This is a genomic window from Polaribacter sp. IC073 (assembly GCF_007997075.1).
Taxonomy (GTDB): Bacteria; Bacteroidota; Bacteroidia; order Flavobacteriales; family Flavobacteriaceae; genus Polaribacter.
This window is the reverse complement of record NZ_VORS01000002.1, coordinates 78,293-104,111: the sequence shown is the minus strand read 5'-3', so window position 1 is coordinate 104,111 and position 25,819 is coordinate 78,293. Positions and strand designations below refer to the sequence as shown.

Annotated in this window: 16 protein-coding genes; 6 read left to right on the top strand and 10 right to left on the bottom strand. The window is 30.2% G+C overall.

All coding sequences use genetic code 11. The features are described from left to right. Window positions 1–139: 139 nt before the first annotated feature. From rny to ES045_RS03260, 3 genes are all read right to left on the bottom strand, one after another. Window positions 140–1,705: a ribonuclease Y gene (rny, locus tag ES045_RS03270; RefSeq protein ID WP_147112362.1), complete on the bottom strand. Its 1,566-nt coding sequence runs from the start codon at window positions 1,703–1,705 to the stop codon at window positions 140–142. 228 nt (window positions 1,706–1,933) lie between these two features. Further along, window positions 1,934–2,224, bottom strand: coding sequence for a cell division protein ZapA (locus ES045_RS03265; protein ID WP_147112359.1), 291 nt, complete (start codon window positions 2,222–2,224; stop codon window positions 1,934–1,936). Between the two features lie 13 nt (window positions 2,225–2,237). Then, the gene (locus ES045_RS03260) at window positions 2,238–2,528 is read right to left on the bottom strand and encodes a hypothetical protein (RefSeq protein WP_147112354.1); all 291 of its coding nucleotides are present in this window, start codon (window positions 2,526–2,528) and stop codon (window positions 2,238–2,240) included. A 146-nt stretch (window positions 2,529–2,674) separates the two neighbouring features. Here ES045_RS03260 and ES045_RS03255 point away from each other — a divergent pair, with 146 nt between their 5' ends. Both ES045_RS03255 and ES045_RS03250 read left to right on the top strand, forming a co-directional pair. Continuing rightward, window positions 2,675–4,375 carry a M23 family metallopeptidase gene (locus ES045_RS03255; RefSeq protein ID WP_147112351.1) on the top strand — a complete coding sequence of 567 codons (1,701 nt, stop codon included), beginning with the start codon at window positions 2,675–2,677 and terminating at the stop codon, window positions 4,373–4,375. Window positions 4,376–4,382: 7 nt separating this feature from the next. After that, complete coding sequence (locus tag ES045_RS03250; protein WP_147112348.1) at window positions 4,383–6,830, top strand: TonB-dependent receptor; 2,448 nt, start codon at window positions 4,383–4,385, stop codon at window positions 6,828–6,830. 81 nt (window positions 6,831–6,911) lie between these two features. Here ES045_RS03250 and ES045_RS03245 read toward each other — a convergent pair whose 3' ends face one another. Further along, window positions 6,912–12,725, bottom strand: a complete 5,814-nt coding sequence (locus ES045_RS03245; RefSeq protein WP_147112345.1) for a T9SS type A sorting domain-containing protein — start codon at window positions 12,723–12,725, stop codon at window positions 6,912–6,914. A 98-nt stretch (window positions 12,726–12,823) separates the two neighbouring features. Then, the gene (locus ES045_RS03240; protein ID WP_147112342.1) at window positions 12,824–13,225 is read right to left on the bottom strand and encodes a helix-turn-helix domain-containing protein; all 402 of its coding nucleotides are present in this window, start codon (window positions 13,223–13,225) and stop codon (window positions 12,824–12,826) included. Window positions 13,226–13,319: 94 nt separating this feature from the next. On the opposite strand from ES045_RS03240, the gene ES045_RS03235 reads away from it, so the two are divergent. Both ES045_RS03235 and ES045_RS03230 read left to right on the top strand, forming a co-directional pair. Further along, a complete protein-coding gene (locus ES045_RS03235) occupies window positions 13,320–15,140 on the top strand; it encodes an ATP-binding protein (RefSeq protein WP_147112339.1) in 1,821 nt (606 codons plus the stop codon). Beyond that, window positions 15,133–15,759 (top strand): response regulator transcription factor, encoded by a 627-nt coding sequence (locus tag ES045_RS03230; protein ID WP_147112336.1) that lies wholly within the window; start codon window positions 15,133–15,135, stop codon window positions 15,757–15,759. The genes ES045_RS03235 and ES045_RS03230 overlap by 8 nt, the downstream gene beginning before the upstream one ends. Here the strand turns inward: ES045_RS03230 and bcp are convergent. After that, window positions 15,756–16,208: a thioredoxin-dependent thiol peroxidase gene (gene bcp / locus ES045_RS03225; RefSeq protein WP_147112334.1), complete on the bottom strand. Its 453-nt coding sequence runs from the start codon at window positions 16,206–16,208 to the stop codon at window positions 15,756–15,758. The two genes, ES045_RS03230 and bcp, sit on opposite strands and share 4 nt — an antisense overlap. 123 nt (window positions 16,209–16,331) lie before the next feature. Here bcp and ES045_RS03220 point away from each other — a divergent pair, with 123 nt between their 5' ends. Beyond that, window positions 16,332–16,997: an endonuclease III domain-containing protein gene (locus tag ES045_RS03220; protein WP_147112331.1), complete on the top strand. Its 666-nt coding sequence runs from the start codon at window positions 16,332–16,334 to the stop codon at window positions 16,995–16,997. Window positions 16,998–17,028: 31 nt separating this feature from the next. Here ES045_RS03220 and ES045_RS03215 read toward each other — a convergent pair whose 3' ends face one another. The 4 genes from ES045_RS03215 to ES045_RS03200 form a co-directional block, all read right to left on the bottom strand. Continuing rightward, window positions 17,029–17,652, bottom strand: coding sequence for an SDR family oxidoreductase (locus ES045_RS03215; RefSeq protein WP_147112328.1), 624 nt, complete (start codon window positions 17,650–17,652; stop codon window positions 17,029–17,031). 378 nt (window positions 17,653–18,030) lie between these two features. Then, window positions 18,031–18,210 (bottom strand): hypothetical protein, encoded by a 180-nt coding sequence (locus ES045_RS03210; RefSeq protein ID WP_147112325.1) that lies wholly within the window; start codon window positions 18,208–18,210, stop codon window positions 18,031–18,033. An 18-nt stretch (window positions 18,211–18,228) separates the two neighbouring features. Next, window positions 18,229–21,990 (bottom strand): T9SS type A sorting domain-containing protein, encoded by a 3,762-nt coding sequence (locus tag ES045_RS03205; protein WP_147112322.1) that lies wholly within the window; start codon window positions 21,988–21,990, stop codon window positions 18,229–18,231. Between the two features lie 219 nt (window positions 21,991–22,209). Next, window positions 22,210–22,797 (bottom strand): RNA polymerase sigma factor, encoded by a 588-nt coding sequence (locus ES045_RS03200; RefSeq protein ID WP_147112319.1) that lies wholly within the window; start codon window positions 22,795–22,797, stop codon window positions 22,210–22,212. A 214-nt stretch (window positions 22,798–23,011) separates the two neighbouring features. Between ES045_RS03200 and uvrA the strand changes: the two genes are divergently transcribed. Next, window positions 23,012–25,798 carry an excinuclease ABC subunit UvrA gene (uvrA, locus tag ES045_RS03195; protein WP_147112315.1) on the top strand — a complete coding sequence of 929 codons (2,787 nt, stop codon included), beginning with the start codon at window positions 23,012–23,014 and terminating at the stop codon, window positions 25,796–25,798. Window positions 25,799–25,819 lie beyond the last annotated feature (21 nt).

Here is a 25,819-nt window from a genome sequence, read left to right as displayed (position 1 = left end):
TATGGTAATACAGCTTAAGGTTTGGTTACCTAAACGAAGCTTTTCTATAGAAAATTAACATTAATTTTAAAATAGAGGGCATAAAAAAACCTTGAGTATATACTCAAGGTTTTTAATATTTATATTTAAAGTAAAAAAGTTACTTCGCTACATTCACAGCTCTTGTTTCTCTAATAACTGTTACTTTTACTTGACCAGGATATGTCATGTCATTCTGAATTTTCTGAGAAATACTAAATGATAATTCAGATGCTTTTGCATCATTTACCTTTGTACTTTCTACCATTACTCTTAATTCACGTCCTGCTTGAATAGCATACGCTTTTTGTACCCCATTAAAACCAAATGCAATATCTTCTAAATCTTTTAAACGCTGAATATAAGAATCTAATACTTGGCGTCTCGCTCCTGGTCTTGCACCAGAAATAGCATCACAAACTTGTACAATTGGCGATATTAAACTCTTCATTTCAATCTCGTCATGGTGCGCTCCAATAGCATTACAAACATCTGGCTTTTCGCCATATTTCTCAGCCCATTGCATTCCTAATAAAGCATGCGGAAGTTCACTTTCTTCATTTGGTACTTTACCAATATCATGTAATAAACCTGCACGTTTTGCAACTTTAGAATTTAAGCCCATTTCTGCGGCCATTATTCCACATAAGTTAGAAACCTCTCTAGAGTGTTGTAATAAATTTTGTCCGTAAGAAGATCTGTATTTCATTCTACCAACCGCTTTAATTAACTCAGGATGCAATCCATGAATCCCTAAATCGATTACCGTCCTTTTACCAACTTCTATAATTTCTTGTGTAATTTGTTTTTCTGTCTTGCTTACAACTTCTTCAATTCTTGCAGGGTGTATTCTACCATCTGTAACTAATTTGTGCAATGATAAACGTGCAATTTCTCTTCTAATAGGATCAAAACAAGAAAGAATAATTGCATCTGGAGTATCATCTACAATAATTTCTACACCAGTAGCAGCTTCAATAGCTCTAATGTTACGCCCTTCTCTACCAATAATTCTTCCTTTTACATCATCTGATTCTAAATTAAATACAGAGACACAGTTTTCTACTGCTTGCTCTACACCAACTCTTTGAATGGTTCCTAAGACAACTTTTCTAGCTTCTTGCTCTGCTGTTAATTTTGCTTCTTCAACAGAAGTTTGAATAAAAGCCATTGCTTCTGTTTTTGCTTCATCTTTTAAAGAAGAGATCAACTCTTTCTTAGCTTCATCTGCCGAAAGACCAGAAATTTGCTCTAACATGTCTACATGCCGCTTGTGCGTTTTATCTAGTTCCTCTTCTTTTTTCTCAAGAAAATCTAATTTTTGATTGAAGTCTTTATCTTTCTGTTCTACAGAACGATTTAATTTCTTATGCTTATCAACTTCAGAAGCCACTTGAGATTCTCTATCTCTAATACGTTTTTCAACATCAGAAATTTTCTTTTCTCTACTTAAGATTACTTTTTCATGCTCAGCTTTAAGCTCAATAAACTTTTCTTTTGCTTGTAAAATTTTATCTTTTTTTATTGAATCTGCATCAATTTTTGCTTCCTTTATAATAGAAGAAGCTTCTTTTCTTGTTGCGTTCAATAATTTCTTTCCTTTAGATTTTTCAATTGCTTTTGCAATAATAAAACCAATTACAATTCCTATAATTCCCACTATAATGGGAAGTAACTTTTCGTCCATAATTTAAATTTAATATATAAAAAAAGCCTACGATAGTTTGGTTTTTTAAACTCCATTATGGTTATTTATAGGACTAACTAACTGTTCAAGGATCCACTTGTTACTAAAAAATTTAGTAGCTATGGCTTGCTTTAGTAGTTAAGACTCATCCTTCATAATTGAATCGTGTTGAGTTTAATAAACAATTTACTAACGTAGGCAGTGTGTTGTTAATGTATTTTAAAGAACTTATTTTAAATGAGTATTAACCAAATTGGTCAACTCTTTTAATCTATTTATAGTTTCAGAATTTTCAGAACCTTTTTCTAGTGTAGAAATTTCTAATTTAGAAGCAAATTGTAATGCACACATCGCTAAAACATCTTGTTTGTCGCTAACTGCATAATTTTGCTCATAAGTAGAAATTAATTTATTAATAGCCGTTGCTGCTTTTCGCATTCCTTCTTCTTCTTTAGTGTTGTTTACACTTAAAGGATAGGTTCTACCAGCTATAACTATTTTAATTTTTAATTTTCCCACAATAAAAAGAACTTTATTCTTGTAACTGAATAATACATTTATCAATTTCTCGAATTAATGTATTTATTTTGAGTTTTGTATCTCTTGTATTTGTACCACTGCCATCTATAGTTTTTGCAATTTTAAGTAAATCATATTGTTTTTTTTGATTTGCTATTATTTGCGCTTGTTCTAATATTTCTTGTTGAAAATTAGTAGAACTTTGAAGCAAAATTTCATTTTCTTTTTTTAAAAATTCATAATTAGAAAGCAAGGTTTGTAACCTATCTTCCAGTAAATGAATTGCTTCTAAGGTAATACTCATAAACTTATTAGAATAAAACTATACACACAAAGTTAATGTTCTGTTTTATATATTACAAGATTTAATTGACATTTTAATAATACACTGATGTTAAACCATTTAAAGGAAAATGTTTTTTACTACTTTTGTGTAAAAAATTAGACGACTTGAAACAGCAACTGCTACTCTTATTATTAATACCCTTTTTAAGCTTTTCACAAGAGAAATACCCTAAAGATTATTTTCAAAATCCGTTAAAGATTCCCTTAATTCTCTCGGGGACTTTTGGCGAGTTAAGAAGCAATCATTTTCATTCTGGTTTAGATATTAAAACACAAGGTAGAACAGGTTTAAAAGTAGTAGCAGCTGCAGCGGGTTATGTCTCTAGAATAAAGGTGCAGCAATATGGTTATGGAAAAGCTATTTATGTAACGCACCCCAACGGTTTTACTTCTGTTTATGGGCATTTGAGTAAATTCAATGTCGAAATTGAAACGTATGTAAAAAACATTCAGTACAAAAAAGAGAATTATGAAACTGGGAATTTATTTCCTAAAAAGAATAAATTCATCATAAACAAAGGAGATTTAATTGCTTTTTCTGGTGATACAGGCGGTTCTGGTGGACCACATTTACACTTCGAAATTAGAGATACCACCACAGAAAAAGTGATCAACCCAATGTTATTTGGCATTACTGTTCCCGATACTAAAACACCAACCATACAATCACTACAGGTATATCCTTTAAGTATCGATGCTAGAATAAATCAACAATACAATAGCTATAAAATAGACGTTAAAAATTTAGGAAATGGAAAATATTCGGCGCAAAGAATTTCCGCAAGCGGAACCATTGGTTTTGGCATAAATGCTTTTGATAGACTTAATAATGCTTGGAATAAAAACGGAATTTACAGTCTTGAAATGCTGGTGAACGGAAAAAGGCATTATTACCATGATGTAGAAACTTTTTCTTTTGCAGAAAGTAAATATTTAAATCTTTTAATTGATTATGAATATTACAAAAACTACAAAAGTAGAATCCAAAAAACATTTAAAGTTCCTAAAAATAAGCTTTCTATTTATAAGGATTTAATTGACAATGGTAAAATATTTATTAAAAACGGACTAAATTATGTTGTTGAAATTATTGCTAAAGATTTTACAGGAAACACAAGTTCTGTAAAAATTTCTATTGCGGGGAAAGACAGTAATTCTATCTTTAAAAAACAAAAAGATGCTACGAACTATAAAATTATTGCTACCAATTTTCAGAAGTTTTCAGAAGAAAATGTTACAGTTGCTTTTCCTAAAAACACCTTCTATGAAAATATTTTTTTAGATTTTAAGGTGGCTAATGGCATTGCTAAAATACATACTCCAACAATTCCTTTAGATAAAAGTTACACCTTAACTTTTAATGTTTCTAAATATTCTGAAGAAGAAAAAGAACAATTATATATTGCAAATATTGAGTATGAAAAATACCCAAGATACGTTTACACCAGAAAAAAGGACAGTACTTTTTATACCACAACAAAAACCTTAGGGAAATACACTTTAAAAACCGACAAGCTAAAACCAAAAGCGAGCATACTTTATATTAAAGACAAACAATGGATTAGTAATTCAAAAACTATAAAAGTTAAAATTTCTGATGCAGATTCTGGTGTAAAAAACTGGCGAGCAACGATAGATGGTGCATGGGTTTTAATGCAATACAATCATAAAAAAAACATACTTACCTATAATTTTAGTGATAAAAAATTGGTTGGTAGCAAACATATCTTTAAGATTGTAGTCTCAGACAATGTAGGCAATACTACAGAACGTTCTATTACGTTCTGTAAAAAACAAGCAAAATAACACATCCGTGAAAAAAATATTTATACTCATCTTATTATTACCGCTGTGTGCTTACGCTCAGAAAATAACTATTTTAAAAGGAACTGTAAAAAACAAAGACAAAAACCCTATAGAAAATGTTTCTGTAAAATTTGGGGAGACAGGAACTGTTACAGATGAAAATGGTAATTATTCACTTAGAGTTCCTTATCAGGAAGAAATTACTGTAAAGTTTAGCCATATTTCTTATCGAAAATTTTCTCATAAAATAACTGCAAAAAGTAGAAATGCCATCCGCTTCTCTCCTATTTTATCTTTAAGAACAGAAAAATTAGCAGAAGTAATTGTAAAAGACCGAAGAAAAGAAGCACAAGGAATTACAACCATAGATGTAGCTAAAGCAAAAGTAATTATAGGTGCAAATGCAGGTGTAGAAAACATCTTAATGACATTACCAGGTGTAAATAATAATAATGAATTAAGTACACAGTATAATGTTAGAGGTGGTAATTTTGATGAAAACTTAGTGTATGTAAACGGTATTGAAGTGTACAGACCTTTTTTAATACGTTCTGGCCAGCAAGAAGGTTTAAGCTTTATAAACCCTAACATGGTGCAGAATATCAATTTTTCTGCGGGTGGTTTTCAAGCAAAATATGGTGATAAATTATCGTCTGTTTTAGATATTACCTATAGAAAACCAAAAGAGATAGCAACTACTATCGATGCTAGCTTATTAGGTGGAAGTGTAACTTTCGAAAGTCCGTTTTTAGACAATAAGCTTTCTGTTATTACGAGTTTAAGATATAGAGACAATAGCTTATTTGTAAATAGTAAACAAATAGAAACTAATTTTAGACCAAAATTTACAGATCTACAATCTTTTGTTACGTATCAATTTTCAGAGAAATTTTCTTTGAATTATTTAAGCAACTTCTCTTTAAATAACTACAATTATCAACCTATATCTAGAAGAACACGTTTTGGTACCGTTGTAAATCCTTTAGAATTAACCGTTTTTTATGACGGTAAAGAAGAAAATAATTATTTCACCCTTTTTAATGCAATTTCTGGAGATTTTAAAGCAAATGAAGCCTTGTCTTTTAGAGGAACAATATCTAGCTACAACACGCAAGAAGAAGAATATTACGATATATCAGCAGCTTATAATCTAGGGGAAGTAGATGCAAATATTGGTTCAGAAAATTTTGGAGAAGTAGATTTCTCTCAAGGAATAGGCTCTCAATTAAACCATGCAAGAAACGATTTAGATGCATTGATAAATAATGTGCAAATAAGAGGAACGTATAAAAAAAATAGGCAACAATGGGATTTTGGTGTAAAATATCAACATGAAGACATTAGAGAACGCAATAGAGAATGGGAAGTAATCGATTCTTTAGGGTTTTCTATTCGTCCGCCAAATAGCTTAACAAATAACCAACCTTATGAATCTTTTGAAGGGCCAATAACTCCTTTTCAAAATATTAGAGAAGACAATACAGTTACAATCAAACGTTTTTCTGGGTTTGTTCAATTTAATGAACGCTTATTCTGGAATGATACCGAAGTTTGGTTTAATCTTGGCGTTAGAGCTCAAAATTGGACCGTTAAATCCGAACAAAATTCTTCAAGCAATCAGACTATTATTAGTCCGAGAGCACAATTTTCTATCAAACCAAATTGGGAAAAAGACATGTTGTTTCGTTTTTCTGGAGGCTGGTATTCACAGCCACCTTCTTACAGAGAATTAAAAAATTACAATGGAAAAATAAATACAGCGGTAGAAGCACAAAAATCGATTCACCTTGTTGCTGGTTTAGATTATAGTTTTAATATGTGGGAAAGACCTTTTAAACTAACCACAGAGTTGTATTACAAAGATTTAAGCAACATTAATGCGTACGCTGTAGATAATGTAAGAATTAGATACAGAGCAGACAATGTCACTACTGGGTATGCACAAGGTTTTGATCTCCGTTTAAATGGAGAGTTTGTTCCGGGCAGTGAAAGTTGGGTGAGTTTAGGGTATTTGAAAACAGAAGAAAATATTGACAATAGAGGAACTATTTCTAGACCATCTGATCAGCGTTTAAAATTTGCTATCTTGTTTCAAGATTATGTGCCAAATTTACCAAATTTAAAAGCATATTTAAACCTAGTTTATAATACCGGCGTTCCTGGTGGTGCGCCTGCCTATGCAGATGTCTATAAATTTCAAGAACGTTTAAGAGATTATAAAAGAGCAGATTTGGGTGTTTCTTATGTTTTTGCGGATGCAAACAAGCAATACACAACAGGTTGGTTGTCTAAGTTTAAAGAATTAACTGCTGGATTAGAACTTTTTAATATGTTCGATATTCAGAACTCTATCACCAATACTTGGGTAAGAGATGTGTATTCTAAAAACCAATTCGGTATTCCTAATTTTATGACGGGTAGAGTTTTAAATTTTAAAATAAGTATGAAGTTTTAAAGCTATAAAATTTACAAATAATAAAAAAGCGAGCAGATTAAAATCTACTCGCTTTTTGAATTTACTTCTTTTCCTTTTTTTTTAATTTTTAATTAATTTCTGATTGATAAATCCTTTATCGGTGATAACTCTTAGATAATAAATTCCGCTAGACAAGTTTTCAATATTTAATTTACTTGTTTTTACTTTTATTAATTTTTTACCTACTAGATTATAAACTTCTATGGTTTCTAGAATCAAACCATTAGACACTGAAACGTGAACAGCTGTTGTTGCAGGATTTGGATATATAGAAATATTGTCCTTTAGAAAATCACTCTCAAGAGATAATACCTTACATGAGCTGCTATAATTTGCCGCTATATCCTTTTTCCAATTGGTATTATTTACTGCTGCTGTAACATCGTCTACTTCGATACACGTTAAATTTACATTGCCTGTAGCATCTAATTTTAAAATAATTGTATTTGCTCCGTTTTTAATATTTAAAGTTGTTAAGTTATTATGACTCACATTTAATTCTGTAATGGATGTGATTTGAGAAATATCTATCGCTGCTATTAAATTATTAGCAACATTTAATACTTTTAATTTATTACTGCTTCTTGCCAAAGTTCTCTGCGCTCCTGTTATTCTTGAAGAAACAACCACAGAATTAGCATTTAACAAACTACTAATATCTGTAATACTGTTTCCAGAAATATTTATACTGGCTGCATTTGTAAATGCTTCTAAACCGACAACTGATGTAATATTTTGACCGCTTAAATCTAAATCTCCCGTAAAAGCTTGTGCTTCTTCGTATGTAATTACTCCATCGCCATCATCATCTAAGCCAACTAAAGTAGACAACGCTGTTTCTAAATTCTCATCTGTTGTGTACACTTCCCATTCCGAAGAACAATCTGTATTATAACTTGCAGTTGCATCTTTATTGCTCCAATTATTTGTTGAAAAAATAACGTCATCTACCGCAATACAAGCTAAGTTTAAATTGTTTGTAATATTAAAATCTAGAATTGCTGTATGATTGCCATTTTTTAAATAAGCTCTTTCTAATAAATTGTCATTTAAAATTAATTTGGTAAGGTTTGTATTTTGATTGATATCAATATTTACCATTTTATTATTATTTGCAATAAATTCTGTTAACAATGTATTCTTTAAAATATCTATGCCTGTAAATTGATTATCATGAATCCATAAACGTTGTAAAATTGTGTTTTTTGAAACATCTAGTGCTATTATTTTGGTGGTGCTCACATCAATTCTTTCTAAAAGAGTATTTTTTGAAACATCTAAAGCGATGAGATCATTCTCTCCTACTCTTAAATCTGTAAGTTTTAGATTATTCGTTATGTCTAAAGCAGTAATTTTACTATCTGAAAGGTATAATCTTGCTAAATCGGGTAACAGACTAACATCTATTGAAGTAATGCTTGTTTTCCAAAAGTGAACTCTCCAAAGCTTTGTATTATTCGATAAATCTACACTGCCTAAATTAAAATTCCAATCAAAATTAATTTGTTCTAAAAGCACATTATTTGATAAATCTATACTTGTTAACTCATTCTGATTTGCCCAAATTCTCTTTAACAATACATTTGAAGAAACGTCTAAAGTTGCTATTTGATTTTCAAATAAATAAAATTCTTCTAAATTAACCAATGCACTTACAGTAATATTAGAAATTTGGTTTTTACCAACGCTTAACCAGGTTAATGCTGTATTATTGGAAAGATCGATACTTGTAAGGTTATTTTCTTCTACATTTAAAAAAGTTATTTTTGTGTTTTGGGATAAATCGATATTGGTTAAATTATTATTTCGAACATTTAAACCTGTAATATTTATAAAAGCTTCAATTCCTGTTAAATCAGAAATACCTAAACCTTCTCCTGTTAAAGTTTGCGTGATTGCTGCTGCTTCAGATACCTGAATTTCACTATCACCATTACTATTAATAAAACTATCCGCAACTAATGCTGCTTTCATATTCACATCTGGTATGACAACTACTGGCGCTAAATTACAGTCCGTAGAAAAATTAGCGTTGGCATCTATACTTGTCCAATTTGTTGCAGAATACGTTGCATCATCAACCTGAATGCATGTTACATTCGGATTATTCTGTAACTGAATCTCCGTAATTAAAGAATTGTTTCCATTTTTTAAATTTATCGTTGTTAAATTAGCATTATCACTTGCATATAGTCTTGTTAGTGCTAAATTTGTTGATACATCTAAAGTAGAAATACCTGTATTGTAAACTGCTAAATTAAAGATTTCAGGATTTTGACTAATATTTAACTGCATTAAATTCTGATTGTTTGGCAACCATAATTGCTCTAATGTACTATTCTTTGTAACATCTAAAGATGCTATTTCTGTTTGTTCTGCTGTAATTACTTTTATTACTGAGAGCGCAGAAACATCTAACGAAACTAACGGATTTATACCAACAGCTAAATTTTCTACTAAAACAGTCTTTGATAAATCTACCGACGTTAATTGATTTCCTTCTAACCATAGTATTTTTAAGGCCGAATTTTGTGAAAGATCTATAGAAGTCAATTGATTATTATAGATTCTTAAATCTACTAATAAAGGATTATTTGTAATATCTAAAGAAGTTAATGCTCCTTCATAAATAGATAGTCTTTCTAACAATGTGTTTTGACTAAGAGCTACCGTAGTAAATGCATTACCATTTGCATAAAGTCTTTTTAAATTTGTTAGATTGGTTATTTCTAAATTAGACAAACCGCAGCTCCAAACATATAAACGCTCTAATAAAGTATTGTTAGCAACATCTATGTTTCCTAAGTTGTTATTTGAAGTATTTAACCATATTAGGTTTGCATTTTGAGAAACGTTTATCGTTGTTAAAAGATTATTATGTACAAATAAATCTTTTATATTTACCAACATACTAACGTCTATACTTGTAATTTGATTATACATCACCCCCAATCTCTCTAATAAAGTATTGTTAGAAACATCTACAGAAGTTAATTGATTACCATTTAAAAATAAATTAGATAATGCTGTGTTCTGCGATAAATTTATAGTAGAAATTGTATTATTTGCTGCTTCTAAAGAAACCAAATTAGGCATTGCTTCAAGTCCTGTTAAGTCTGTAATTTTAGCAAAAACGTTTGGTAATAATACATTATTTGTAGGGTCTGAAATTTTTAAACTATCAATTGCTACTGCTTCAGATTCTAAAATGTAACCATTTAAACCATTTTGATCAAACCCTAAATCTATTAAAGCTTGCTCAAAATTTGTGTCTGGAATTGCTATAGGAAGATCATTATTTGCAGGCGCAGTATACCCACAATCTGAATTAAAAATAGAGGAAGAACTTACATTCGTAAAGTTAGACATTGCAAAATTCACATCATCTACCTGAACACAGGTTAAATTCGGATTATTAAGTAAATCTAATTCTGAAATAAGATGATTATAGTTATTGTTTAAATTTATCTTAGTAATACTAGGTAAGTCTTTTGCTACTAATTTTGTGATTGCGTTTGAACCTAAATCTAATTCCGTTAAATTATTTTCTGAAATGTCTAAAACCATCAAATTACCGTTATTAGACACATCTAATGTCGTTAGTAAATTTGCTTTCACATGTAGTTCTTTCAATTTTGTGTTGTTGCTTATATCTAAAGCCGCAAGATTACTATTGCTAACACCAAGTATTTCTAAAGAACTTAAAGTACTAAGATCTATAGTGCCCAATTCATTATTCAGAAGATTTAATTCTTTAAGGCTTGTTAAACCAGCAATATTTAAAGAGGTTAAATCAACATTTTGAGCATCTAGATTAATCGTTTCTAAATCAGGAAATACTGAAGCATCAAAACTAGAAATATTATTTTGTTTTAAATCAATATATTGAAGACTAGAAGTACCTACAAAAGTAGAAATAGTATTAGTAGCTGCATAAACTGCTAAAAGATTTGGATTACTAGAGAAATCTAATGAGGTTATTTGATTGCCATAAAGAGCAGCAGCTTCTAGTAATGGATTATTACCTACATCTAGAATACTTAGTTGATTGTAAGCTAATACAAAAGACTTTAGTTTCGTATTTTGACTTAAATCGATATTTTGAATGGCTGTTAAACCTATCTGAAAATTATCTAGATTAGTACAACCCGTAATATCTACAAACGCTAATGAACTATTAAAATTAAAATTCATCGTGGTAATCGCAGGATTATCTGCAAGTATTACTGAAGTTAATTCCGTTTGATTTGCACCAACATAATTCAAAAATTGAAGTCCGGTTACATCTAACTCTGTTATAGGATTGTTAGAAAAATTTAATCTTTTTAAATTTGTGAAAGACTTTATCCCTTCTAAACTTGATATATTTTTGTCACTTAAAACAAGTTTAGTAATGGTATCTACTTCTACTTCTAAAATATTCCCATTTAAACCATTAGAATCTAATCCTAAGTCTATTAAAGCTTGTTCAAAATTTGTGTCTGGAATTGCTACCGTTATAGGTTCTACAAAACAATCTAAACTATAATTTGCAGCATCACTAATATTTGTCCAATTTGTTGTTGCATAACTAACATCATCAACTTCAACGCAGTTTAAATTTATATTGTCATTAAAATTAATATCTGTAATTAAACCATTAGCACCATTTTTTAGATTGATTTTTTCTAAGTTATTATTGTTTACATAAACTCTTGTTAGCTTGTTGTTTTTAGATAAGTCTATTTCTGTAATCAAATTATTTTCAAAACCGATACCTTCTAAAAGTATATTCTGGCTAACATCTATGCTACTAATTTGGTTTGTATGAAACCATAAACCTGTTAAACTTGTATTCTTAGTTACATCTAATGCTGTTAATTGATTTTCTCTAACTGAAAAAGTAACCAACGCTGTGTTTTGTGAGATGTCTATTGAAGTCAATTGATTTTGAAAAATGCCTAAATATGTTAATGCTACATTATTAGTTACATTTATTGAGGTCAACTGATTTTGATAAATTGCCAAAAAGGTTAGTGCTGTATTATTTGTTAAATTTACAGTACTTAGTACATTATTTTGAATCTGGACACTAACTAATTGCGTATTTGCAGAAAAATCAATTGAGGTTAACTGGTTATTTTGAGCACTTAGAAACTGTAAATTTGGTAAATTAGAAGTATCAAAAGAAGTAAAATTATTGTCATTAATTTGTAAATTTACAAGCAAACTATTTTGTGATAAATCTATTGTAGAAAATCCATTTTCAAAAACACCCAAACCAAGAAGATTTGTATTTTGCGTTACGTCTAAACTTGTTAATTGCGTACCGCCAACCCAAAGTGCTTCCAAATTTAAATTTTGCGTTACGTCTATAACGCTAATATTAGAATATGCTAAATCTAAGTGCTTCAAATTAGAAAAATTAGTTACGTCTATTACTGAAATTGGGTTATTACGTAGATAAATTGCCCTTACTAAATTACTGTTCGAAAAGCTAATAGTTGTAATACTATTACCATCTGCATAAAGACTAATAAAGTTCGTGTTTTGTGATACATCTAAGGCACTAAGATTATTATTTGAAATTTGTAATAACGTTAATTGATTGTTGTTTTGTAAATTAATTTCAGACAAATTATTATTATCAACATATAAGTCGGTAAGATTTGTAAAGGCTTCAATTCCTGTTAAATCTGAAATATCTTTAGAAGATAAATTCAAATCGGTAATATTTACTGCATCTGCATTTAAAATATTTCCATTTAAGCCATTAGTATCAATACCTAAATCAATTAAAGTCTGTTCGAAATTTGTGTCTGGAATTGCTACTGTTTGCGCTAATAAATTCAAGCTCAAAAAAAGGATTCCTAAAGAAAGTAGTTTTGTTTTCATCTTCGTTTTGTGGTGTTTATGGTTGTATAATAGGTAATGATCAAAAGTAGTTTTAGTTATAAAGCAATAAAATACCTAGCAGTAGGTATATTGTAGAGTTACATCAACTCAAAGGCTTTGGCATACTGATACCAATCGAAAATTGATTTTAAGTTTAGTTTTTGTTTGATTCGTTTTCTGTGAGTTGAAACGGTTGAGGTTTCAATAAAGAGTATTTTAGCAATCTCATGTGAGCTTTTCCCATTAATAACCAAAATAAAAACCTCTTTCTCTTTGTCGGTTAAAGAGTTAAATTTCTTCTTATTTCGAGTAGCAAATTGCCTGTTTTTTTCTAACTCTTTAGAAAACGAAATTAGTTTTGGTAAATCTTCAGGCAAAACATCAAAGAAAAAAAGGAAGTCTTTTATAAAACTAATAGGCAGTTTTTTCTCATTCCACAGTATATTATGTTGCGGAACAGGTTTAGTTTGTGCTGTGTCAAATAATTTTATAACCCCCATTATACTTACCTTATTTAAAGCCTAACAAATTTAATTTGTCTTACAAAAAAAAAACCATACTTTAGTAGGGTCTTTTTTCTAATCTATACTCAAAGTGAAACTTAAATTTATTTTTTATTTATTTTTTTACTCAGCGCTTATTTTCTCTCAAGAAGATTCGATATCAATTTATAGGGATCTAAAAACCTTTTATATTGATGATAAAGAACAGCATACAGTTATAGATATTATAAATAAGTATGAAGAAGGAGAATTCTTCCAAGAGAAAAATCAAAAGATTTATAAAAATTTAGGCACTAAAATCTTATGGCATCACTTCGCTGTAAAACCATCAAAAATAATTACCAAAAACAAATACTTTACAATTTCTAATACCTATTTACCGTACGGAAAAATATATTTAAGAAAAGGAAATAAGGTAGATACGCTATACGAAGTTTCAAACAACAAGCTTTTTCCTCACAAAAATATTTTTTATAGAAACCCCGTTTGGAAAATTCCTGTTGACACCTTATTAACAACAGATGTTTTTTTAAAAATTAAAAATAATAATGGTAGAACTAGAATGGCATTGTATCTAGAAACAGAAAATCAATTTTTAAAACGCGTAGAAACAGAATATTTCTATTTTGGTTTGTTTATTGCTTTTCTTATTTCCATGACTTTAATTTTAGTTTTTTTTGCTGTTCTAAAAAAAGAATATGCTGTCTTATTTTATGCACTTTATAGTATTACTGTTTTATTTGAGTTTCTTGCAGGTAAAGGTTTAGGTGTTCAATATTTTTGGTCAGACAGTACTTTTATTACAAACAATATTAGAAGTTTTAGTCAGACTGTTGGTGTATTCTGTATTGGTTCTTTTTATATGAAGTTTTATAAACTAAAGGCCTCTCAAACGATCACTAAAGGAATCTTTAAATGGGGAACGTTTTTAACAATTCCTATTATTTTATTGTATGCTTATAAATATTTTTTTGGTGGCTTTGTTACTTTATACCTTGCCGTTTGGTCGGTTTTAAAAATAATTGTATTTATTTGGGTTTTAACACACCTATATTTAACTATAAAAAAACAACTACCAATATATTTAGTCATAGCATTTATTTTACCCATTTTAGCAGTAATTAATGGGCAAATCATGAATCCTAGTGTAGAAAATAGTCTAGCTATCAAATTAAGCGGTCCTAATATTTACTACATCATGCTTTCCTTAGAAATTTTATTATTTACTAGATATATTTTTGGTTCTGTGATAGATACACAAAGAAAATACTTTAAACTAAAAAAAGTAAGTGACGAGTTAAAGTATCAGTTTCAAAATAAAGCCTTAGAAATTCAGCAACAAGAGCGTAATAAATTAGTACACAATGTGCATGATACTTTTGGTGGTTATTTAGAAGCTTTAAAATTACGTTTATTACAAAAAACGGAAAATACACCAGAAAAAATTCAAGAAATCTTAGATGCTTTTTATAATGATTACCGCTACTTATTAAATAGTTTACATGTTCCAAAAATTAATTCAGAAAATTTTATTACGAGTTTAATCGAGTTTTGCGAGAAGTTAGATGCACTTACAAGTCAAAGAATTAATTACACTTTTACGATTGACTCCATAGATTTACAGCAAGAAAAATGTGTTCACTTGTATCGAATACTTTCAGAATTAACCACAAATGCTATTAAATATTCTGAAGCAACCGAAATAAATATTTCAATCAACCAAAAAACAGAAGGATTTGTTCTTTTAGAAGTTTCTGACAATGGGATTGGTTTCAATCAAAATAAAATACAGAAAACAGGTTTTGGTTTAAATAGTGTAAAAAATAGAGTCGAACAAATAAATGGTACTTTAGAATGTATTTCTAATAAAAAAGGAACCGTATTTAAAATAGAAACTCCTATAAATGATTAAAAAACCGATAAGAATTGTTATTGCAGACGACAATCGCTTTTTCTGTGATGCGTTAAAAGACAGCTTAAATATGCATGAAGAGCTAAATGTTGTCGCTACTTTTACAACCCTAAAAGAACTCTTTAAATTCACGAATTTTTATAATTTAGATGTTTTAATTTTAGACGTGAACTTTAACAGCAAATGTTCTTTAGACTTTATTGATCAAATAAAACCAACAGATAAAACATTTAAAATCATTGCCTTAACAACAATGAATAATAATTTCATAAAAGAAAAGGCAATAAATAATGGTGTCGATATTTTTGTAGGAAAAGACGGTAATTTAGAAAATTTCAAAGAAATCATCCTACATTGTTTTGTTGATAAAACGATAAAGCCCAGTAAAATTTCCTCAAAAATAAGTGTTGATAATTATACATTTACAAAACGTAAATTAGAAATTTTACAAGCATTGTTTAATCATTCCGATAAAAAAGAAAAAGAGCTTTCTGCAATATTAAATATTACAGAAAGCTCTTTAAAATCTCACAAAAGAGATTTATTTGAGATTACACATACTAAAAGCACTCCAGAATTAATTAAATTCGGAATTCAAAAAGGATTAATTATAGCTTAATCTAAAATTTGAGCTGCATGTGCCTTCGTTTTTACCTTCGAAATTATATCTTCAAGAACGCCGTTTTCATCAATTACAAAAGTAGTTCTGTGAATACCATCATATTCTTTGCCCATAAATTTCTTTGGTCCCCAAACATTATAAGCTTCAATTACCACTTTATCTTCATCTGCTAAAAGCGGAAAAGGTAATTCGTGTTTATTAATCCAGTTTTGCTGTCTTTTTGCAGAATCTGCACTTACACCTAAAACGTCGTATCCTTTTGCTAAAAAAGATTGGTAATTGTCTCGTAAATCACACGCTTCATTAGTACAACCAGGCGTACTTGCTTTTGGGTAAAAAAATAATACTAACTTTTTACCAGCATAATCTGCTAATTTAACAGTGTTTCCTGCATTGTCTTTTGCCTCAAATTGTGGTGCCTTATCTCCTATTTTTAATGATGTCATGACTATTCGTTTGAAAGTTTATAAAGTGGAAAGTTAAAAAGTAAAAATGATACAAAAAACTTTTTAGTAAATAATGTGTAAAACTTTAGAAACTTTTAACTTTACATCTTTAGAACTCATTTTATGAACAAACAAGAAAAAGTGCAATTTGTAATTGATACACTTGAAGAAAAATATCCAGAAATTCCTATTCCATTAGATCATAAAGATCCGTATACTTTATTAATTGCGGTTTTATTATCTGCGCAGTGTACAGATGTTCGTGTAAATAAAATTACGCCACTTTTGTTCGCTAAAGCGGATAATCCTTTCGATATGATTAAAATGTCTGTGGAAGAAATCAAGGCAATTATTCGTCCTTGCGGATTATCTCCAATGAAATCGAAAGGAATCTATGGTTTATCTAAAATTATAATTGAAAAATATAATGGTGAAGTGCCGCAAAGTTTTGAAGGTTTAGAAGAACTACCCGCAGTTGGTCATAAAACGGCTGGAGTAGTTATGAGTCAGGCTTTTGGTGTCCCTGCTTTTCCAATAGATACTCATATTTTACGTTTGATGTATCGTTGGAATTTATCGAATGGAAAAAGCGTTGTACAAACAGAAAAAGATGCTAAAAGACTATTTCCTAAAGAAATCTGGAACGACTTACATTTACAAATTATTTGGTACGGTAGAGAATATTCACCGGCAAGAGGTTGGAATTTAGAGAACGATATCATCACAAAAACAATTGGTAGAAAAACCGTTTTAGACGATTATTATAAAACAAAAAAAACACCTAAATAAGGTGTTTTTTTATTCTAAAATAGGTGACATTTTAACTCGGAATTGCTTTTCCTATTAAAGTGTTGCCTTCTATTATTTCAAAAGTTTCATTAATCACTGCGGTATCGTGTAAAACATGCACTAAAGTTTGTGCAACATCTTCTCTACTAATTTCACCAGACTTGTTTAACTTCTTACTCAGTTCAATTTTTCCTTTACCCTTTTCATCATTTAAGGCCCCAGGTCTAATTATCGAATATGGTAATTTACTTTCTCTTAAATAAATATCTGCATTTTGCTTTGCTATTAAATAATCTTTAAGTTCTTCTGAACTTTCTGGATTATCTGCTCCCATCGAACTTAACATTACAAATTTTCTTACGTTCGATTTCTTTCCTGCATCTATCAACTTTTTTGCTCCTTCTTGGTCTACTGCTTTTACATTTTTTCCACCAGAACCAGCTGCGAATATTATTTTATCGATATTTTCCGTTGTATGAGAAACGTCTTTTTCTAAGTCTGCTAAAATAGTTGCTATCTTTTTATCTTCAAATTGCTTTTTCTGACTTTCTTTACGAACCATAGCAACCGGATTAAAATATTGTGATGTTGCTAATAAATCTACGATCTTTTTTCCTGTGGTGCCATTTGCACCTGCTACTAATATGTTTTCCATGACTGCAATTTCAGAAGAAAAAAAGGCTTTGTTTATCTCATTTAAATTAAAAAATGATGCATATAAAAAAAGCCCCAACAATTGTTGAAGCTTTTTCCACTCTTAATTCAAATTCAATTCAATGAAATCTTTTGATTTGGTTTTCACAAAAGTTAACGATTTGGAAAAATCAATCAAAAATTGAACTGTTTCATGTGTAGGTTGCATCTGCATATCAGAAGGCTTTTTAGAGTAAAGTTGCATCATATATATTCTTTTTCTGTTATTTATATATAGATAACGCTACTTTTTTTACTTTATTATGTTGTTCTTCAATAAATTAAAAAAAAACGAGTTGCTTAGTGCAACTCGTTTATAAACTTGATTAAATGTTTCTAATTAAAATCCGCTCCCTACCGATTCTGGTGTAGATGGAGAACTTGCTTGCGCTTTCTGTGGATTTAAAATAAGATACGTTCCTAATGCAGTTAAAGCCGCATATTTACCATAATTCCCTATTTTTTTTAGCGCATCTTTTCTTGTGATGTCTTCTTCTTTATTTTCGATACTTTTCTTCATTGCTGTCTGAGATATGTACTATTTTATAATTATTTTTTTGCTAATTTCCTTTTGCGCTTTAGATTTTAGTTTTACGATGTAAAACCCTTTTGCGAGTCTGTTTAGATCTATTGCTGCTTTTGTGTCTTGTAAGTGTTTCGTAAATACTTGTTTCCCTAAAAGATTAAATATTTCTAATGTTGTATTCTTAGAGTTTAAGCCATTTACTGTTAATACATTTTCTGCTGCAACAAATACAGTTGCGTTTAAAAAGTTCTCATTTACAACGCCCAAGGTTTTCGTTAAGTCTACAGTAGTAGTATGTAAATAAAAACGCCCTTTTTTGTCACTACTTGTAACTTCTGTTGTATAACCTTTTGAATTAGTATCTAATCGATAAAATTTATGCTCCTTTTTATCTTCTAAAAACACTTTGTAATCTGCTGGTAATTGAGAAATAGTTGCTTTTAAAGTAACCTCAACCGTGTTTTTAACTTCTAAACCAATAGGAATTACCATCTCTTCATAACTTGAAGTAGGTAGTACTTGTAAAGCTAAATCGATATCTAAGTTTGAGGTATCTTCTACTAGTTTAGTAAACAACCTAATAGCGCCTTTACTTGTTAATCCTCCAGAAAATTGACCAGCATCATAACCTTCATCTAAATCTTTCGTTGAATTTTCAAAGTATTTAATCTGACTCTTTTTAACAACATCGCCTGTTTTTGCTTCTAATTCTATCACAAAAGGATTTTTAGAAGATTTAAAGAAAACAGCCGTTTCATGGCTACGCATTGTTGGATCTATTTTAAATAGATCTCCATTATTTTTTGCGTTTATAAAAAAACCTTGACCAGGTGACACAAAGGTTGTAGTTGTGTTTGCTTGATTTACTACGGTATAATCTTCGGTAGCATTGTTCCATAAATACAAAGATTTAAACCCTGTTTGAAAAACAGCGTCATTGTTATCTAATATATTATTGGTTGCATTGCCCGAAACATTTATAGGTAAAAATGCTAAATAAGGATTTCCTACTAAATTCCAACCAGTAGTGTTTTTAGAAAGCACCTTATGAACAGGACTCGCAGTAGCAGATCCTTCTAATTGCAACTCACTTGCATCACTTAATAAAACACTATAGGCATCACCAAAATTAAAATCTTCAGAATTAGTTGTTCCATCTTGATAATACGTCCAACCAGTATTTCCATCATTGTAAAAACCAATTCCTCTATTGTTACCTTGACCTGTTTCCAATGCATTATTACCAGCAAAAATATCTTTATTTTGCGTTAAAGGTGCTGCGACAACATGCCACTTTTTATCTCCAAGAACATCTCGTTTAAATGCTATTTTTCCAATAGGATCTGTTTGTGTAATTAAAGTACTACTACTTGTGTTGCTAGAGTTAAATTCTAAAACACCTTCTATTGTTATGCTCCCTGCAACAGCACTGGTTACATCATCTATAATTACGGTTTTCCCTGCAGGAATAGTAACTCTGCTTGTTTTAGTTGGTACGGTACGGTCTCCCCAAATTGTAGGATCATTCCAAGCAAGTGTTGTTGCTGTACTTGTAATACTTGTATTTGTTAAATAAGAGAAAATTCTTGGTTGATCACCTCTACTTTCATCTTTATAAATTACATAAGGAATGTTATTATAATCTAAAGTAATCTTTAAATTGTTCGATACTCCAAAAGTAAAGTTTGAAACACCTAACAAATCCCATTGTGAGCTTGCACCATTAAATTTCCTTACAGATGTTTCATTACTAACATCTTTATAGACAACATAAGGTGTATTTGCAGTATCTAAGTCAAAACTTAGCCCCGTTATATTTATTGGTAAATCCACAACATTAATATCATCCCAACCATCACTTGTAGCATTTATTTTTTTAATGACCACTTTCTTACCTTCTAAATAAGAAATATAGGGTACATTATTACTATCTAATTTCATAGTAACTGAATTTTCAGAACGATCAAAACTACTAATTTGTAAAGCAGTCCCTAAAATTTCTAATGACACTCCATTAAACTTAAATAAAGAATATTTGTCATCTTCATCAGACCAAGATCCAACATAAAGGCTATCATTACTATCATTTAAAAGAGTAACTACAGAAGATGTAAGCGTGTTATCTAAAGTTGTCCAAATACTACCATTATACTTTTGTATGGTAGTAGAAATAACAGGAGACCCAGAACTATAATCATAGGTTGTACTAGCAAAATAAATATTATTATTGTTGTCAACAGAAAACACTCCATTAGCTCCACTACCTACTTCTTCTGTTGTTGTAGCTGCAACCCAATTTGTTCCATCAAATTTCAATAATTTAAATACAGGAAAATCACTTGGAGGACCACTGTTAAAATCTGGTGCATTTTCTAAATAATTAAAAAATACATAAGGTACATTATTACGATCTACAAAAACACCTGATTCAACACCAAAGAACGTTGCAAATCCAGTTGTTTCAAAATTTGGTATGCCTACAGAAGCCCATTCTGTACCATCAAATTTTGCTACTGTAACTTTATTGTTATCTAAATAAGATATATAAGGTACTCCGTTTGGACTTATAGCTGAGTTTAGAACTTCTACTTCATTGCTAAAGGAAAAATCTGTAGAAGTATCTGCACTAACATTGGTCCAATTCGCATAAGGAGTTTTACTAAACTTATAAACTGAAGTTTTGGCTTTATTAAATTCGCTGTCTTGATACGCAATAAAAAGAGTGCCATTACTGTCTACAGCTATTTGTTGCCCGTACGCAAAATCATTAACAGCGTTCGGTAATGTTGGGTTGATAAAATTCCAACCCGGATTTGCAGGATCGTTGTAAACAACATTTGTTCTATTATTGTAGTTACTATCCACATCTCTATAAACTTCATAAAGCACATTGTCATTTCCCATAACTAAATCAAGAGCAGTAACAGGGTCACCAAAGTTACTCCCGTAATAAGACCAAGCTGTTCCATCATGGGTTAAGACAACATTTTCTCCACCCTGACCACCACCTTCACTCAATGCTAAAAAAAGTTTATCATTGCTGTCTATAACTAAACTTAAGTAGTTAGTATATTCTTCAAGAGACGCATAATCAATATTTCCTGTTTTCACAAACTCCCAAGAAGTACCGTTAAAAAGAGAAACGTATGCTCTCCTCGAATAATCTGTACCAGTCATTTGATATGCAACATATGGCAGATTATTACTATCTATTGCTAAACTTAGGGAAGCTGTCTTTCCAATTGTAAAACCTTCAGCACCTACTAAACTCCAACTTGCATCTACAAACTTTATTACAGTCGTTTTTAGAGAATTAGTATCATCTACAAACGCTACGTAAGGTATACCAAGGTTGTCTATTGCAAGACTTAAAGACCTCACGTTACTTCCAAGAATATTTGGTGAACCAACGCTAACCCAAGTAGTTACATCAAATTTTACTACTTCAAGTTCATTGTTACCATTTCTATATGCTAAATAAGGCACATTGTTATAAATAGATAAATTTAAATTTGATACTCCAGCAGAAGAAAAATTAGCAACGCCAATAACTTCCCAAATATCGGTATTTACATCCCTCTTCTTTACGGTAATTTTGTCATCATTATTAACATTTGTATATGCTAGATAGACATTGTCATCCCCATCAATCTTCAATTGTTGATTTTGGTGTGCTCCCGCATAATCTTCTCCAACAATTTCCCATTGAGCACTACTACTTTGTATTTGAAATAAACACATATACAAGCAGATAAAAAATAATTTTTTTGCCATTTTTATTTGTTTTAAATTAACTTTAGTATCAAAACTAGAGAACAAATAGATGGTTACAAAAAAAATGTCGTGAACTGCCCTGTTTTTGTCGTGAATGAACTTTTTATCTAAAAATAAACAATTATTCCTGCCAAATAATCAAATTCATAAGCGTAAAAAAACCTTCATAATTAAGTTATGAAGGTTTTAAAAATTAAGTGAAAATAATTATATCTATTGCTAATCCACTAAAATTATTTTATGTTTTTCTATTAATTTACGCATATTTATTAACGCATAACGCATTCTACCCAAAGCTGTGTTAATACTAACACCTGTATTTTCGCTAATTTCTTTAAAACTCATATCTTTATACATGCGCATCACCAAAACTTCTTTTTGTTCCTCTGGTAACTCATTTATAAGCTCTCTAACATCATCATAAATCTGTTCTTGTATTATTTTTTTTTCTGCATTTAAGCTTCCATCATGTAAAACGGAAAAAATATCGAACTCATCTGTATTCTTAAAAGAGGGCATTCTGTTATTTTTTCTAAAATAATCAATCACTAAATTATGTGCAATACGCATTACCCAAGGTAAAAATTTTCCTTCTTCATTATAATTTCCTTTTTTTAAAGTTCTAATTACTTTGATAAATGTATCTTGAAAAATATCTTCTGTTAAGTCTTTGTCTTGTACTTTACTATAAATAAAGCTAAATAAACGTTGTTGATGTTTGTTAATTAATATAGATAAAGAAGCTTCTTTACCATTTATATAATCGCTAACTAAAATGCTATCTGAAATTGGGTTTTTACGTATCATAACTACTTTTAGAAAAGCGAAAGGGCTTTTCTGTATTATTAAAGATTAATAATTTTTAAAGTAATTTTATGCTATATACGTCTAATTTTGTGTGGTTTATAGGTTACAAATATGCTTATTATTTCTTTATTTGACAAACTTTTTGTAAAAAAGATTTTGCGTACTATAAAATGAGTATATTTTTTGGTAAATTTATGGCTTATATTTTTGATACATGAAGAAAGATCTTTCCGCAGTAAATCCTAAAGAAAACATCATTATAAAAGGAGCAAAACTCCACAATTTAAAGAACATTGATGTTGTAATTCCTAGAAATAAATTAGTAGTAATTACAGGGCTTTCTGGTTCTGGTAAGTCTTCTTTGGCCTTTGATACACTGTATGCAGAAGGACAAAGACGTTATGTAGAAAGTTTAAGTTCGTACGCAAGACAGTTCTTAGGAAAGCTACACAAACCAAAAGTAGATTATATAAAAGGGATTGCTCCTGCAATTGCAATTGAGCAAAAAGTAAATTCTACAAATCCGCGTTCTACGGTTGGTACATCTACAGAAATTTACGATTATATAAAATTATTATTTGCAAGAATTGGTAAAACCTACTCGCCTATTTCTGGTGATGAAGTTAAAAAAGACACCGTTTCTGATGTTGTGAAGTTTATAAAGAAGTTTGATGATAAAACAAAACTCTTACTACTTGCCCCTGTTATTATTGATGAAAATCGCGATTTAAAAACTGTTTTGCAAGTTTTAGAGCAACAAGGCTATGCACGTTTAAAATGGAACGATAAAGTCTATAAAATTTCAGATTTTCCGCAGGAAAAATTTAAAGACGAACCTTTACTTCTAGTGGTTGATAGAATTGTTACTAAAGACGATGAAGATTTTTACAATCGTTTAGCAGATGCTATTCAAACTGCTTTTTTTGAAGGAAAAGGAATCTGTTTCATCGAAAATTTAGCAGATAATAAGGTAACCGAATTTAGTAATAAGTTTGCTTTAGACGGACTTACATTTTTAGAACCAAACACACATTTATTCAGTTTCAACAATCCTTATGGTGCTTGTCCAACTTGTGAGGGTTATGGAAATGTAATAGGTATTGATGAAGATTTAGTGGTTCCGAATACAGGTTTGTCTATCATGGAAGATGCCATTTTTCCTTTTAAAACACCTTCTTATATTCATTATAAAGAGGCTTTAATTGATGTTGCCTATCAATTTGACATTCCAATTCACAAACCTTGGTTTGAATTATCAGAAAAACAAAAAGAATTGGTTTGGGAAGGAAATAAATCTTTTCACGGAATTCATCATTTCTTTTCAGTTTTAGAAGAGAAAAGTTATAAAATACAGAATAGAGTGATGCTTTCTCGCTATCGCGGAAAAACAAAATGTACTACCTGTCATGGAAAACGGCTGCGTGACGAAACTAATTATGTAAAAATAAATGAGAAAAACATTTCAGATTTAGTAGCACTTCCGTTAGATGAACTTGCTGTTTTCTTCAAAAATCTAAAATTAGACAAATACGAAGCAAAAATCGGAAAACGTTTGTTGACAGAAATCAATAATAGATTGCAATTTTTAACAGATGTTGGTTTAAATTATTTAACCATCAACAGAACCTCCAACACACTTTCTGGAGGGGAAAGTCAGCGTATAAATCTAGCTACTTCTTTAGGGAGTTCTTTGGTGGGTTCCATGTATATTTTAGATGAACCAAGTATTGGTCTGCACCCAAAAGATACCGAAAGATTGATTGGTGTTTTAAAAGACTTACGAGATCTAGGAAACACCGTAATTGTGGTAGAACATGATGAGGATATCATGAGAGAAGCAGATTATATTATAGATATTGGCCCAGAAGCAGGTACTTTTGGCGGACACGTAGTTGCAGAGGGTAATTTTAAAGAAATTTTAAAATCAGATTCTTTAACGGCTAAGTATCTAAATGAAGATTTAAAGATTGAAGTTCCTAGAAAACGAAGAACATCTGTAAATAAAATAGAAATTATTGGTGCTAGAGAACATAATTTACAAAATATAGATGTTACGTTTCCATTAAATTGCTTGTCCGTAATTACCGGAGTTTCTGGTTCTGGAAAAAGTACATTGGTCAAGAAAATACTCTATCCAACAATGCAAAAAAAGCTAGTTGGTTATGGAGAGAAAATTGGACAACACACCGCAGTAAAAGGGAATTTTGAGACTATAAAACACGTAGAATTTATAGATCAAAATCCTATAGGGCGTTCATCTCGATCTAACCCTGTAACATATATTAAAGCGTATGATGATATTCGTGCATTGTATTCCAATCAGAAATTATCGGGTATTAGAAACTACAAACCAAAACATTTTTCTTTTAATGTAGAAGGTGGTCGTTGTGAAGTGTGTAAAGGTGAAGGTGAAGTAACCATCGAAATGCAATTTATGGCAGATGTGCATTTAGAATGTGATGTTTGTAACGGAAAACGTTTCAAAAAAGAAGTTTTAGAAGTAAAGTTTGATGGAAAATCTATTGATGATATTTTAAACTTAACCATTGACGATGCAGTTGCATTTTTCTCAGAAAATTTGGTGACTAAAATCGCAAATAAACTAAAACCTTTGCAAGATGTTGGTTTGGGGTATGTGCAATTAGGGCAATCTTCTTCTACCCTTTCTGGTGGTGAAGCACAACGTATAAAATTAGCGTCATTTTTAGTCAAAGGAAATACAAAAGACAAAGCGTTGTTTATTTTTGATGAACCTACAACGGGTTTGCATTTTCACGATATTAAAAAATTATTAGCTAGTTTTAATGCGCTAATAGACCGCGGACACTCTATTGTTGTCATCGAACATAATATAGAGTTAATTAAATGTGCAGATTATATTATTGATTTAGGTTTAGAAGGTGGTAAAAATGGTGGAAACCTTATTTTTCAAGGCACACCAGAAGAATTAGCAAAAAATAAGGAATCTTATACGGCGAAATATTTAGCAGAAAAGTTGTAGTTTTATGATGTTTTTTTTGAA